This is a genomic window from Nocardia sp. NPDC004151 (assembly GCF_042874235.1).
Taxonomy (GTDB): Bacteria; Actinomycetota; Actinomycetes; order Mycobacteriales; family Mycobacteriaceae; genus Nocardia.
In genome coordinates this window covers 385,872-400,260 of the sequence record NZ_JBIAMR010000004.1, presented here as the reverse complement: position 1 = coordinate 400,260, position 14,389 = coordinate 385,872, and the positions used below count along the sequence as shown (strand labels likewise).

The 14,389-nt window shown below is 70.1% G+C and carries 10 protein-coding genes; 2 read left to right on the top strand and 8 right to left on the bottom strand.

Features of this window, described 5'->3' with window-relative positions:
• Positions 1-17: 17 nt before the first annotated feature.
• From ACFYTS_RS12645 to ACFYTS_RS12635, 3 genes are all read right to left on the bottom strand, one after another.
• Positions 18-572, bottom strand: a complete 555-nt coding sequence (locus ACFYTS_RS12645) for a flavodoxin domain-containing protein (RefSeq protein WP_357283857.1) — start codon at positions 570-572, stop codon at positions 18-20.
• 83 nt (positions 573-655) lie between these two features.
• Entirely contained in the window at positions 656-1,534 is an 879-nt protein-coding gene (locus ACFYTS_RS12640; protein WP_357283854.1) for a DUF302 domain-containing protein, read from the bottom strand.
• Between the two features lie 133 nt (positions 1,535-1,667).
• Positions 1,668-3,938, bottom strand: a complete 2,271-nt coding sequence (locus tag ACFYTS_RS12635) for a heavy metal translocating P-type ATPase (protein WP_387303823.1) — start codon at positions 3,936-3,938, stop codon at positions 1,668-1,670.
• 513 nt (positions 3,939-4,451) lie between these two features.
• Here ACFYTS_RS12635 and ACFYTS_RS12630 point away from each other — a divergent pair.
• The gene (locus ACFYTS_RS12630; RefSeq protein WP_387303820.1) at positions 4,452-4,850 is read left to right on the top strand and encodes a pyridoxamine 5'-phosphate oxidase family protein; all 399 of its coding nucleotides are present in this window, start codon (positions 4,452-4,454) and stop codon (positions 4,848-4,850) included.
• 16 nt (positions 4,851-4,866) lie between these two features.
• On the opposite strand, the gene ACFYTS_RS12625 is transcribed toward ACFYTS_RS12630, so the two are convergent.
• The 4 genes from ACFYTS_RS12625 to ACFYTS_RS12610 all read right to left on the bottom strand — a co-directional run bounded on the left by ACFYTS_RS12625 (position 4,867) and on the right by ACFYTS_RS12610 (position 10,031).
• Positions 4,867-5,178 (bottom strand): amphi-Trp domain-containing protein, encoded by a 312-nt coding sequence (locus ACFYTS_RS12625; RefSeq protein WP_357283851.1) that lies wholly within the window; start codon positions 5,176-5,178, stop codon positions 4,867-4,869.
• Positions 5,179-5,210: 32 nt separating this feature from the next.
• A complete protein-coding gene (gene mgtA / locus ACFYTS_RS12620) occupies positions 5,211-7,895 on the bottom strand; it encodes a magnesium-translocating P-type ATPase (RefSeq protein WP_387303552.1) in 2,685 nt (894 codons plus the stop codon).
• Positions 7,896-8,311: 416 nt separating this feature from the next.
• A complete protein-coding gene (locus ACFYTS_RS12615) occupies positions 8,312-8,959 on the bottom strand; it encodes a response regulator transcription factor (protein ID WP_357283847.1) in 648 nt (215 codons plus the stop codon).
• A 73-nt stretch (positions 8,960-9,032) separates the two neighbouring features.
• Complete coding sequence (locus tag ACFYTS_RS12610) at positions 9,033-10,031, bottom strand: Acg family FMN-binding oxidoreductase (RefSeq protein WP_387303549.1); 999 nt, start codon at positions 10,029-10,031, stop codon at positions 9,033-9,035.
• A gap of 103 nt (positions 10,032-10,134) precedes the next feature.
• Here ACFYTS_RS12610 and otsB point away from each other — a divergent pair, with 103 nt between their 5' ends.
• Positions 10,135-14,139: a trehalose-phosphatase gene (gene otsB / locus ACFYTS_RS12605; protein ID WP_387303547.1), complete on the top strand. Its 4,005-nt coding sequence runs from the start codon at positions 10,135-10,137 to the stop codon at positions 14,137-14,139.
• Here the strand turns inward: otsB and ACFYTS_RS12600 are convergent.
• The gene (locus ACFYTS_RS12600) at positions 14,124-14,330 is read right to left on the bottom strand and encodes a hypothetical protein (RefSeq protein ID WP_357283839.1); all 207 of its coding nucleotides are present in this window, start codon (positions 14,328-14,330) and stop codon (positions 14,124-14,126) included. The two genes, otsB and ACFYTS_RS12600, sit on opposite strands and share 16 nt — an antisense overlap.
• Positions 14,331-14,389 lie beyond the last annotated feature (59 nt).

Here is a 14,389-nt window from a genome sequence, read left to right as displayed (position 1 = left end):
TCTCGCGGAGAAGAAGGTCAGGGGTGGGTCGGGATGGCCTGCGGCCGGGGCAGTTTCAGCTCCTGGGCGACGGTGTCGATCCAGGCCGTGATGGCGGGCCAGTCGCGCAGGTCGCCGTAGCGGTGGCCGCCGAGCAGGCGGTACAGGGCGCGTGCCGGGAGCGAGACGCCCGCGCGTTCGTAGTGACCGGCGAACGCGCGGTATCCGCGCGGCATGACGGCGTCGCGTACCTCGACGATTCGCTTCGGAACGGCCCGGCCCATCAGGTGTCCGATCGGGCCGACCAGGGCGGGGCCGAGGCCGACGCTGAACAGCCAGACGGGCCGCGCGCGCAGTTCATGACGGTGGTCGCGGACGAAGCCCTCCAGTTCCGGCAGCAGGGCGCGGTCGTGGACGGCGCTGCCGAGGATCAGGGCGTCGAAACGTGTCGGGTCGGGGGCGTGTTCGGCGTCGGCGACCTCGACGGTCGCGCCGCGAGCCGCGAGCGAGGCGCCGATGAAATCGGCGATCTCGCGCGTGGACCCTTGCGCGGAGGCGTAGACGACGGCGATGCGGGGTGCTGTGGTTGCCATGTGTCGAGCGTGCTCGCGTGGGCGAAATTCGGTGAGAGGACTCGTACCCGCGTCGGTCGGGACCATGGTCCCCGGCATCGCCGTCAGCCCGCGGCAGCGGCGGGCTGATCCAGTCCCGACAGCGCCCCGGCGAGCATGCGGCGCATCTCTTCGGCCGAGGACGCCAATTCGGGCCGGGCCAGGACCTGGACCAGCAGGGTCGGATCGACGGCCTCGACCAGCACACCGGTGTCCTCGGCGCGGATGACCACGGTGCAGGGCATCAGCAGCCCGGCCTCGCGATCGGTCGCCAAGGCCAGACCCGCGAGCTGGGGGTTGCAGACGCCGAGGATCAGATACTCCTCGATGTGCTCACCGGTCCGCTCCCGCAGCGACGCCTGCACGTCGAATTCGGTGACGACGCCGAATCCACGCTCTCGCAACACTGTTCGGGTTCGATCCACCGCGTCGGAGAAGGTGGTGGCCAGGTGTACCGCGATGGCCGGGGCGGGCGCCACCGGGATCCGGATCTCGGTGATCAGCAGCCGGGGATCGCTCACCTCGTCCGGCCCCACGAGGTACGCCTCGGTCGGCGGTCCGACGGGACGATAGCCGGCCTGTCGCAGCCACTCCCGCAGGGCGCGGTAGGCGGCGTCGATATCGCCGTAGCCGCCGCGATGGCTGGTGCGGGCCACCAGGATCGGGGACTGGATGACCAATTCGGCCCCGGAACTCGGTCCGAGCGCCGGGGCCGCTTCGATCGGAAGCCCGAAGTCGACGACGATGGCGTCCTCGGCGGGTAGCTCCCGATGGAAGGTGATGGTCGGCGCACCGTTCGCGGTCAGTCCCGCCTTCCCGGCGACCTCGCTCAGCCGGTCCATCCCGCTGACGATGCCCTCGCTCAACAGGTCGGGCCGGATTTCCAACGGGATGCGCAGGACCGCCTGCGGCGCTGTCTCGCACACATTGACCCGGTATTCCATCGCATGCCTCCTTCGATTGCTGTCTCACCAGCCTGCGCACCGGTCGGGCGGGGTTCCAGAGGAGAAGGTCCCGGTGGGGCGGGAACAAGTCGATGACCGGACCGCGCCGAGTGTCCCGAGGGGCGGGCTGCCATCACAGCCGTTCGTCGGCGGCGAGAACGAAGTAGTTTTCCTCCTCCTGCAGGAAGTGCAGGCGCAGGACGGCGTGCAGCCCGTAGAGGCACGCGAGCAGATCGTCGATCTGGTCGGGATCGAAACCATCACGCGCCCGCGCCAATTCGAGGTGCGTGCCGATTCTCGTGGTCAATCGCTGGATCTCGGCGTGCGCCCGGCTCATGGTCGCCGTCGCCTCGGATCCGCCGAGGGGCCCGGCCAGCGCCGGGTAGAGCTTCGTCTCCTCGGCCCGCTCGTGCGGCAGCAGATCCTCGACCAGGAATCGGTGCGCGGCCTCGAGCGCCTTCAGCGCCTCGGCATCGGGGCGTTCCGCGATCCGGTCGGCCACCGCCCGCAGCGTGGCGAGCGTGTCGCGCAGGGTGTCGTGTTCGGCGGCGAAATGCCGGAGCAGTTCATCGGTGTCGACCGGTACGGCGCGCCCGCTGGCGGGGCCGGAGCGCAGGGCCCGCAACGCGTTCAGGATCACGGCGACGTCGATGGCCTCCTGGAGCAGCGCGCCCGGCGCGGGCGGCAGCCACCCGAAGGCGGCGACGACCATTGCCAGCAACGACAGCCCCATCCCTACGGTCGCGCTCTGCACCGCGATGCGCCGCGAGCGGCGGGCGATGTCCATCGCATCGGCGAGCCGGTCCAGCCGGTCGGTGGTGAGGACGATGTCGGCGGCCTCCGACGACGCGGTCGATCCGCGCGCGCCCATGGCCACGCCGACCGTGGCGGCGGCCAGGGCCGGGGCGTCGTTGATCCCGTCGCCGACCATCACGGTCACGTGCCGGTCGCTCTCCCGCCGGACCGCCTCGACCTTGTCGGCCGGACTCTGGTTCGCGCACACCTCGTCCAAGCCCAGCACGGTGGCGACCTCCCGCGCGGGTTCGGGGCGATCACCGGTCAGCATGACGAGCCGGTTCAGTCCCGCCTCACGCAGCCGCCGCAGTGTGCGGGGCGCGTGCCGCCGCAACGGGTCGCGCAGCAGCACGGCCCCGAGCGGGTCGTCGTCGACGGTGACCCAGGCGATCGCGGCGGAATCGAGCCGGGCGCGGTTCATGACCGGCCGGGCCCAGCCCGGAACGGTCGCGCCGTCGGGCAGTTTGCCGACCTGCACGCGGCGGCCGTCCACCACGCCGCTCACGCCGTGCCCCGCTCGTTCGGAAACCTCGGTGGCGACCTCGAGTCGCAGGTCCCGTGCCAGTGCCTCGGTCACGATCGCCGCGGCCAGGACATGCGGCGAGAGCTGATCGATCGAGGCGGCCAGCCGCAGCAGCGACGCCGGATCCGTGCCGGGGGCCGCGGCGACCTCCGTGACGACGGGCCGCCCGGCGGTGACGGTTCCGGTCTTGTCCATCACCAGAGTGGTTGCGCGGCCGAGGTTCTCCAACGCCCCACCGCCGCGGACGACGACGCCGACGCGGGAGGCGCGGGACAGGCCCGACACGATCGCGACCGGCGCGGCCAGCAACAACGGACAGGGCGTGGCGACCACCAGTACCGCCACCGCGCGGGTGGGCGAACCACTGAACCAGTAGGCCGCGGCGGCGACGGCCAGTGTGAGAGGGAGGAACCAGGCGGCGTAGCGGTCGGCCAGGCGGACGGTGGGCGCGGTGTCGGCTCCCGCCTCCCGGGCCAGTCGTACGATGCCGGCGTAGGTGCTGTCCTCAGCGGTCGCCGTGGCCCGCATCTCGAATACCGCACCGGCATTGAGCACGCCGCTGCGGACCGGTTCGCCGGCGGCCCGTTCGACCTGCAACGGTTCCCCCGTCAACGCCGATTCGTCCAGCACCGCAACCGAATCCAGGATCCGGCCGTCGGTCGGCACCACCTCTCCGGCGGCGATGACCAGGATGTCGCCCGCGGCGATCTCGTCGAGGTCGACGACCCGCACCACCGCTCCGCGTCGGCGCCGCGCCGATCGCGGGGCTCGTTCGAGCAGCGCTCGCAGATCCCGCGTCGCCCGGCGTTCGGCCGCCGCGTCGAGGGCGTGCCCGCCGCTGAGCATGACCGCGATCAACGCCCCGGCGAGATATTCGTGCACCAACAGGGTGCCGGCCAGCGACAGCACCGCGATGAGATCGACGCCCGCCCGCCCGCGCCGCAGTGCCGAGACCACCCACCACAGCGCGGGCACGATGGCGACCACCGTGCCTGCGGCCCAACACCATTCCGCGACCGTGATCGCGCCGGCCACCCGGGCGATCACACCGGCCAGCAGCGGCACGATGGTGCCGATCAGCAGCAACGCGCTCGCGACACCGGTGTACCGCTCCCACCGATGCCGGTCTCGTGATTCGGGCACCGGAATGCTCCCTTCCCGCCGGATCGTGTTCCTCTGCAGTGCACCGCACGAATGCGGCGCATCACAGAGCCACAGTCCCTCGGAAGAACTGCCTTTGGACCCGTCAGCCGGTGATCGATGGGGTCCGCGGCAGGTTCCTGGCTGCCTGCCTCGAAGCCGGTTCTGCCGAACGAGCTCGGCGCTCGGTGGGCGGCGCCAGGTGTCGGAAGGACGTCCGAGATGGGACCTTCGGCCCTGTGGGGCCGACGGGTATCGGTGATGACATTGAGCCAGGGGGAACGCATTGTGCCAGGGGACAGTGAGGAAGGGTCGTCAGTTCATGCGCGCGTACCAAGCTCTATCGGTCCGAATGCGCTTGCGGCCGGAGGCATCCGGCCCGCGGGCGTGCCGGGTGTCCGGAGCTTTCGCGTGAACGGGCAGGTCGAACGTTCGTTCGGACCCCGCGCCACCGTGGCCATGGGCCGAGACGAGGCGCTGCGGCTGCTGGCGAGTGTGTCGTTCGGGCGGGTGATCTTCACCCGGGACGCGCTGCCCGCCGTGCGGCCGGTGAACCACCTGGTCGACGACGGCGAGATCGTCATCGTGCGGACCCGGCTCACGTCGCGGCTCACCTCGACGGTGCGCGCGGACGAAAACGTCGTCGTGGCTTACGAAGCCGATGAGATCGATCCCGTCGAACAGCTGGGATGGTCGGTTGTGGTGACGGGTATCGCCCGACCGGTGACCGATCCCGAGCGCGTCGCCCGCTACGAGGCGATGCTGCAGCCGTGGGTGGACGGGGTGATGGATTCCCTCGTCGCCATCGAGCCGACCCTGGTGACCGGGGTGCGGCTCGTGGTGAAGAAGGCGGGATAGCCGCGTCGCCGACGGCTCAGGCATAGGGGTCGTCGATCTCCCAATCCGCGTCCTCATCGTCCTCCTGCTCGTCCTCGGTGTCCACGTCGCTCTCGGTGCCGGTGAAGCGCAACCGGGCAACGACTTTCGTTCGACCGTCGTGGTCGGAACGCGTGATCTCGACTTCGCCGCGCAGTTTGTCCGGGAGTATGAGGGTGCCGGTGGTACCCCCGCTGCCGTAGGTGATGGCGCCCCTGGCGTCGAGTTCGTCGGCGAGCTCCCGCAATTGGTCGGCGAGTTCGACGCGGTCGAGGGTGCGCTGCTCTTCGTAGATCTTGCGGTGTGTCATGCATGAAGCACACCGCACCCGGTCACGGGGCTCTAGGGGCCAAATGCCTGTACCGGTTGTGCGGAAGTCCCCGGTGCGGCGGGGGTTCCGAGGGCGAAACGCGCTGCGCGACGCCGCAATCGGTGATCGGTGCGGCGGTCGCGGGCGGCGGGCACGGGCGGGGGTGTCCGGAAGAACCACCGTTTCGCGGCCTCGGCCAGCGCGAGGTACACCACGATCATGGCGAGGAGTGCGGCGAAGAAGCCGGCGGGCAGTGGCGCGAAGCCGAGCGCTGACGCCAGCGGCGTCACGGGCAGCAGCGCGCCGATCGCGACCGAGGCCAGAGCCGCGGTCAGCAGGACGACGCTGGGATGACTGCGGAAGAACGGCGTCCTGCGGGTGCGGATCACGAACAGCACCAAGGTCTGGGTGGCCAGCGATTCGACGAACCACCCGGTGTGGAACAGGGTTTCGCCGGCGTGGAAGGCCCACAGCATGACGCCGAAGGTGGCGAAGTCGAAGATCGAGCTGATCGGACCGAACACCAGCATGAATCGCCGGATCAGCGCGATATCCCAGCGCGACGGGCGGGCCAGTTGCTCCTCGTCGACAGTGTCGGTGGGGATGGCGAGCTGCCCGGCGTCGTAGAGCAGATTGTTGAGCAGGATCTGCGATGGCAGCATCGGCAGGAAGGGCAGGAACGCCGACGCGCCCGCCGCGCTGAACATATTGCCGAAATTGCTGGACGTACCCATCAGGACGTACTTCATGGTGTTGGCGAAGACGCGGCGTCCCTGGGTGACACCGTCGGCCAGCACCTGCAGGTCCTTCTCCAGCAGCACCACATCGGCGGCGTCCTTGGCCACATCGGTGGCCGCGTCCACGGAGATTCCGACATCGGCGGCGTGCAGGGCGAGCGCGTCGTTGACGCCGTCGCCGAGGAAGGCGACATCGACGCCGAGCGAGCGTTGCGCGCGCACGATGCGCGCCTTCTGCTCGGGATCGATGCGCGCGAAAACGGTGGTGGTGTGCAGTCTCTCGGCGAGCTCGCGATCGGTGAGCCGGTCCACCTCGGCGCCTGAGAGGGTGCCGTTCACCGGCAGACCCAATCGTTCGCACACCTGCGCGGCCACGCCCGGATGATCGCCGGTGATCACCTTGACCGTGATGCCCAGCGTCGTCAGCCGGCTGATTGCCGCTGCCGCAGAGGATTTCGGCGGATCGAGGAAGATCAGGAATCCGGCCAGGCGGAGCCCGGTCTCCTCGGAGGCCGTCAACGATGTCATACCGGAGGCGGCACGGGTGGCCACGGCGACCACCCGGTGCCCGGCCGCGAATTCCGCGTCGAGGGCTCCGATCGCCGACTCGGGCACCTGCTCGCAGCGGGCGAGGACGGCCTCGGGCGCGCCCTTGGTGACGATGACGCGTCCGCCTCCGGGCGAATCGACGAGTACCGAGATCATGCGGCGCCGATGATCGAAAGGCAGTGTCGCCGCACGCGAATACTCCCGCACCGCGGCCCGGGGCGCGACCGGCGCCGCCCACAGTGCGGTGTCGAGCGCGTCGCCACCGACCAGAGCGCCATTCTCGATGGAGCCGTCGGCGCAGACCAGGCCCAGCGCGACGACGTCGGCGCTGGCCGCCCCGTCCACGGGGACGGCGCGCATGAACTCGATCCGGCCCTCGGTCAGCGTCCCGGTCTTGTCGGTGAACAGCACTTCGGTATCGCCCAGATCCTCGATGCAGACCAGCCTCTTCACCAGCACCTTGCGCTGGGCCAGCAGCCGCGACCCGGCCGCCAGGCCGGTGGAGACCACCGCGGGGAGTAGTTGGGGTGAGATCCCGACCGCGATCGCCAGCGAGAACATCAGCGCGTCCAGCAGCGGCCGGTGCAGGACCAGGTTCACCGCGAAGATGCCGATCGTCAGGACGGCGTCCACCCGGACCAGCAGCATCGAGAACCGGCGCAGTCCGATCTGGAACTCGGTCTCGGGCTCCCGGTGCGCCAAACCGGCCGCGATACGCCCGAATTCGGTGTCACCGCCGGTCGCGATCACCATGCCGCTGCCGGTGCCGGAGGCGACCACCGTGCCCATGAGCGCGCAGGACGCGAGTTCGGCGACCGGGCTGCCCGCGGGCACCACCTCCGGCGACTTGCGCACCGGTTCCGCCTCGCCGGTCAGCACCGATTCATCGCAGTGCAGCCCGGTCGACGACAGCAGCCGCAGATCCGCGGGTACCAGTTCCCCGGCCCGCAACTCGACGATATCGCCGGGCACCAGTTCCACCAGGTCGATCGATCGGGCGACGCCGTCGCGCACCACCACCACCCGATGCCGGATGCGGTCACGCAGCGAGTCGGCGGCCTGCTCGGCGCGAAACTCGTTGACGGTGCCCAGACCCACCGACATGGCCACGATCGCGCCGATGACCACCGCGTCGGTGCGCTCGCCCAGGAAGAACGCGACGGCGGCGGTCACGGCCAGCAGAAGCAGAAGTGGAGAACGCAATTGCCTGGCCACGACCGATGCGAGCCGTACCCGATGGGTCCGAAGGGAATTGGGACCGAAGACCTCTGCCCGGCGGGTGTGTTCGGCCTCGGTCAGACCGCCATCGCCGCTGTCGAGCGCGGCCATCACCTGATCGACCGGTCGCGCCGCGGCGATCGCGGCCGACAGGGCGTGAACCGGTTGGCGCGGGCCGGTATTCGCGACGGCCGGGCGCGTGCGCATCGACATGCCTTCGAGGGTTGCGCTGGAACGCCGGGCTCGGTAGAGGCCGCCCGCATGTGCCCCGGGGACCAAAGACCCTGTAGCCGAGGACTTGCCGCTGCTGCGGCGGCCGGGCTGTACCCCGCATCATTCGCAGGTCGATCCCCGAGGCGTTTCCTGGAGCGAGGCGCGGGCGACCCGCACGCCGGATAACGCTGTACGCCGGTCGATTAGAGCCTCCGCCGCGACGTGACACCTGCAAGTCACGGGAGGCGATCACTGGGCCGGCGATGCCGGAGACCCCCTTCAGGTCACCTTCGCCGCGGAATCGCTGCGGCCTCGGGGATCGGCTTTCGCGAGCGCGGCCACGCGCACCGGTCGCTGTGCGACGACGAACACCGCGCCCCGATCAGCGGGGCGCGGTGTTCGGTCGCGATCTCGATCTAGACCGGATGGGGGTGGTCGCCACGCAGCTTGGAAGCGTAAACGGCGGCCTGGGTGCGGCGTTCCATACCGAGCTTGGCGAGCAGCCGGGAAACGTAGTTCTTGACGGTCTTCTCGGCGAGGAACATGCGCTCGGCGATCTGACGATTGGTCAGGCCCTCACCGAGCAGGTCGAGGAGTTTGCGTTCCTGTTCGGTGAGCCCGGCGAGCGGGCCGTCGGTCTGCGTGCTGCGGCGCAGCCGGTCCATGAGAGCGGCGGCGGCGCGATTGTCCAGCAGCGAACGGCCGGCCCCGATCTCCTTGATGGCCTTGGCCAGTTCCATGCCCTTGATGTCCTTGACGACATAGCCGCTGGCTCCGGCCAGGATGGCGTCCATCATGGCCTGCTCGTCGGTGAACGAGGTGAGGATCAGGCAGCGCAACCCGTCCAGCCGGGAGAGCAGATCGCGGCACAGCTCGATGCCGTTGCCGTCGGGCAGCCGCACGTCGAGCACCGCGACATCGGGGTTGAGCGCGGGGATCCGGGCCAGGGCCTGGGCGGCGTCGGAGGCCTCGCCGACGACGGTGATGTCGGGGTCGCTCTCGAGCAAGTCGACTAGCCCGCGGCGAACGATCTCGTGGTCGTCCACGAGAAAAACGGTGGTCATGGCCGGTTCCCATCTTCTTGGGTGGTCAGGTCAACGATAGCTCGCGGGGCCCGCGGCCGGGAAACGCCGGAACTCATTCCGATACCGCGGTGGCGGGTGCGGTGAGAGTCAGGATCTGCGTGAGCGGCAGGCGCGGCGTGCGGGGCAGGCGCCGCTCGGAGACGGGCACGCTTCCGATCCGGACGAGGACCTGCGGCTGCTCGTCGCGGCCCGTGAGTGCCCGGATCATGGCACGGCTGCGCGGCAGTTCGGTGACGTGGGTCAGTGGGCAGGTGTGATAGCCGGCGACCGTGCACTCGAGCAGAAGCGTCGACAGCGCCTCGCCGCAGCGCAGGAATTCGATCGCGCTGTCGTCGCCGGAGAGGACCACGACGACCGATCGGTCCTCGTCCACCTCGGTGCGGCGCGATTCGCCCCCGACCGCGGGCAGGACACGACTCACCTCGACACGCTGACGCTCCTCGGTGGAGATCCGCGCTTCCGGAGGGATGCCCTCCGCAGCCAGTGAATGCCCTGTCCACCACTGCAATTCGGCCTGATAGCTGGAATCGTAGCGGCGCACCGCGGCGGTGAGCCGCGACGCGTGGGCCAGCTCGGAGCGGGCCTCGGACGGCAGCACGGTGATCACCGCGTCGCGCGGGTCGACGACCACCGGCAGCACCGGTTCGAACTCGCGCCAGTCCTTCGGCGCACCGAAAGGCAGCCGGTCGGTGTAGCGGACCTCGATGGCGGCCGCGCGATCCCGGTCGGCGTCGGTGACGATGCGCGCGGGCTCGAAAGTGACCGTCGCCAGGTGTTCGTGGCGGGTGGGATTCGGGAAGTAGGCGACCCGGGTCTGCCATCCGGCCGCGGCGAGCGCGGCCCGCAGGTGGCCCAGGGCCAGCCCGCAGCTGATCAGCAGCTGTCGGCCGGAGGCGTCGGTGGCGGGCAGCATGCGCTCGCGGACCGAGTACAGGTGCAGGGCGGCGCCGTCGAAGACCCAACGCCACGGCTGGCTGTTGTGCAGCGAGGGCGCTCGACCGGACAGCCGGACGGCCTGCTCGATCGTGTCACCGCTGGGTAGTGGGCTCATGGACTCACGCTAGGACGCGAGCGGTCCTTACCGCAGGGGCCATTGGTCCTCGGTGCGGTGCTACAGGACCCTTGGCGACACGCCGAGCGCGACGCACGCTGAAATGGTGGACGAGCACACACAGGCCACGCCGCTGATCGATGCGCGGCGTCACGATGCGGTGATCTTCGATATGGACGGCGTGGTGACCGACAGCGCTTCGGTCCACGCGGCGGCCTGGACGGAGATGTTCGACGAGTTCCTGACACACCGTGCCGTGGCGCCCGGCGAGGATCGATCACCGTTCACCGCCGACGACTATCTGCGGTGGGTCGACGGCGTCCCTCGATACCAGGGGGTCACCAATTTCCTTGCCGCGCGGGGTATCTCACTGCCCTATGGGGAACCAGGCGACGGTGAGGACGCGGAGACCGTCTGTGCGCTGGGCAATCGCAAGGACCGGCTGTTCCTGGAGCGCCTCACCCGCGCCGGGGTGCCCGCGTTCGCGAGTACGGTGGCGCTGGTACGCCGCTTGCAGACCGCGGGACTCGGCGTCGCGATCTTCTCCGCCAGCCGCAACTGCGCCGAGGTCCTGCGCGCGGCGGGCATCGGTGATCTGTTCGGCGTGCGCGTGGACGGGATCGACGCCGACGAGCTGGGATTGGCGGGCAAACCCGATCCCGCGATGCTGTTCGAGGCCGCGCGCCGGCTCGGGGCCGAACCGGCGCGGACCATTGTCGTGGAGGACGCGGAGGCCGGTGTGGCCGCCGGGCGCGCGGGTGGTTTCGGCCTGGTGATCGGCATCGATCGGGGCGGGCACGGGGACCGGCTGGCCGAACACGGCGCCGATGTCGTGGTCGCCGACCTCGGGCAGGTGGGGCTGCGCAACGGTTTCCGGCGGATGTCGGAGCTGCCCGAGGCCGCCGCGGCTCGCCTGGGCGACCTGCTCGATACCGAGAAGGCCTCGGTGCTGCTCGATTTCGACGGCACGCTCTCGGCCATCGTGCCGGATCCGGCCGCCGCGACACTGGTCGACGGCGCGGCCGCGGCCCTGGCGCGACTGGCGGCGCGGTGCCCGGTGGCCATCGTGAGCGGGCGGGAACTGGCGGATCTGCGCGATCGGGTGGGCGTGGACGGACTCTGGTACGCGGGGTGTCACGGATTCGAGCTGCTGGCCCCGGACGGAACGACCCATGTGCACGACGCGGCACCGGGCGCGGAGGCGGCGCTGGCCGCGGCGGCGACGGAGCTCGAGCGGGCGCTCGGCGACGTCCCCGGGATTCTGGTGGAGCACAAGCGGTTCGCGGTCGCCGTGCACTACCGGCGGGTGCCGCCGGAACGAGTGCCCGCGGTGACCGCCGCGGTCCATGCCCAAGCTCACGACCGGGGCCTGCGGGTGACGGGAGGGCGGAAGGTCGTGGAGCTGCGGCCGGATGTGGACTGGGACAAGGGAACCGCACTGCACTGGATCCTGGGCCATCTCACCACGTCCACCCTGCCGATCTACGTCGGCGACGATCTCACCGACGAGGACGCCTTCGACTCCATCGAGGCCGAGGGACTCTCGGTGGTGGTCCGCCATGACGAGAACGGCGACCGCCGGACCGCCGCCCGGTTCGCGCTGTCCGGCCCGGAGGGCGTGCGCGCGTTCCTCGACGACCTGGCGAGGCTGTTCGACGCCGAATCGACCGGGGCGGTGTCGGATTCGTGGGTGCTCGCCTTCGACGGCTACGACCCGGCGCACGAGCGGCTGCGGGAGGCGTTGTGCACGGTCGGCAACGGCTACCTCGCCACCCGCGGCGCGGCGCCCGACTGCACGGCGAGCGAGCACCACTATCCGGGGACGTATGTCGCGGGGACCTACAACCGGCTCTTCGACCAGGTGGCCGGGCGTACCGTCGACAACGAGAGCCTGGTGAACCTGCCGAACTGGCTGCCGGTGACCTTCCGCGTCGGCGACGGCGACTGGCTCGACATCGACACCGTCGAATTGCTGTCCTATCGGCAGGAATTCGATCTGCGCCGGGCCGTCCTGTCGCGGCGGTTCCGTTTCCGCGACGCCACCGGGCGAATCACGCGGGTCCGGCAGCGGCGCTTCGCGGCCATGCACGCCCCGCACCTGTGCGCGCTGGAGACCGAGGTGACCGCCGAGAACTGGTCGGGCACCGTGATCTTCCGCTCGACGGTGGACGGTGGCGTCCGCAACGAACTGGTGGCCCGATATCGCGACCTGTCGGGTAATCATCTCGCGCCGGCGTCAGCGCGTGAACTGTCGCCCGAATCGGTGCTGCTCGTCGTGCGCACCGGGCAGTCGGGAATTCCGGTGGCGACAGCCGCGCGCGGAACCCTGCACCGTGACGGGGTGAAACTGTGCCCCGCAACCGAACTCGTCGAGTCGGAGAACTCGATCGGACACGACCACGGCGTCGCGCTGGCCGAGGGGGACACCGTCGTACTGGAGAAGATCGCAGCCGTGGTCACCGGTCGCGACCACGCCGTCTCGGCTCCGGACGACGAGGCCGCGCGGTCGTTGCGCGCGGCCGGCGGCTTCGCGGATCTGCTCGAATCTCATACGGCCGCCTGGGAACACCTGTGGGATCGGCTGCGCATCGACCTCGACGGCGGTGACCGGGCGACCCGCGTGATCCGGCTCCACCTGCTGCATCTGGTGCAGACCCTGTCACCGCACACCGCCGATCTCGATGTCGGCGTCCCCGCGCGCGGCCTGCACGGCGAGGCGTACCGCGGGCACGTCTTCTGGGACGAGCTGTTCGTCCACCCGGTCCTGAACCCGCGCTTCCCGCGCCTGGCGCGCGGGCTGCTGCGCTACCGCTACCGGCGTCTGCCCGAGGCGCGCCGGGCCGCCGCCGCGGCCGGTCAGCGCGGAGCGATGTTCCCGTGGCAGTCGGGTTCCGACGGTCGCGAGGAGAGCCAGCTGCTGCATCTGAATCCGTTGTCGGGGCACTGGAATCCGGATCCGAGCCCGCGCGCCCATCACATCGGCAGTGCGATCGCCTACACCGTGTGGCAGTACTACCAGGCCACCGGCGACCTCGAATTCCTCACCGATTACGGGGCCGAACTGCTGGTCGAGATCGCCCGGTACTGGGCGAGCCTGGCCGACTACGATCCCCGCCACGATCGCTATCACCTGCGCGGCGTCATCGGGCCCGACGAATTCCATACCGGTTCGCCCACCGCGCCCGGGACCGGTGTCGACGACAACGCCTACACGAACGTGATGGCTGTCTGGACCCTGGTGCGCGCACAGGAGGCCCTGGACCGGCTGACGCCGCGGGCGCGCGCGGAACTGCTGGAGTCACTGCGCGTCTCGCCGCGCGAACTCGCCCGGTGGGAGCACGTGAGCCGCCGCATGTTCGTACCGTTCCACGACGGCGTCATCAGCCAGTTCGACGGCTACGAGTCGCTGGCCGAACTCGATTGGGACGGCTATCGGCAGCGCTACGGCGAGATCCAGCGACTGGATCGCATCCTCGAGGCCGAGGGCGACGACGTCAACCGGTACCGGGCCGCCAAACAGGCCGATGTGCTGATGCTGTTCTACCTGCTCTCGGCCGACGAGTTGCGAGACGTGCTCGAGCGACTCGGATACGAGCTGCCGGGAGAGATGATTCCGCGGACCATCGACTACTACCTGGCCCGGACCTCGCACGGCTCCACACTCAGCGCGCTGGTCCACGCCTGGGTGCTGGCCCGCGCGCACCGGGCGCAGGCGATGGAGTTCTTCGACCGGGTGCTCGACTCCGATGTCGCCGACATCCAGGGCGGCACCACGGAGGAGGGAATTCATCTGGGAGCCATGGCCGGAAGCATCGACCTGGTGCAGCGCTGCTTCACCGGGATGGAGATCCGATCCGATCGGCTGATCTTCAACCCCTGCTGGCCGTCGGAGCTGGGGGAGCTGCGCTATTCGATCATCTACCGGGGACATCGCCTGGCGATCCGGATCAGCGCTCACGCGCTGGAGGTCGCCGCGGATCCGGGAAGCGCCGATCCGGTGGAGGTCCACTGTGACGGCGTCACCGAGATGCTGGCGGCCGGGGCCACCGTGCGGGTACCGCTGGACGCACGGGATTTCGTGGCGGGCCGCGATCAGGAACGCAGCTGACCGGCACCCCAGCGGACCAGCCCGACCGCGACCGCCAGATATTCGGTGAACGCGAGGTAGACCAGCGCCGTGCCGTACATCCGCGCCCAGACGGACAGATCGTCGGTGGCCGCGGGGATCGCGACGACCATGACCGAACCGAGAACCAGCGCCGCTATCGCTACGGCATGCGGAGGTGCGGGAGAATCCATGATGATCAGCCTGGTGCCTGCGTGCGGCGGGCAGCAGGGCCGTTGTTCCCGACCCGGGA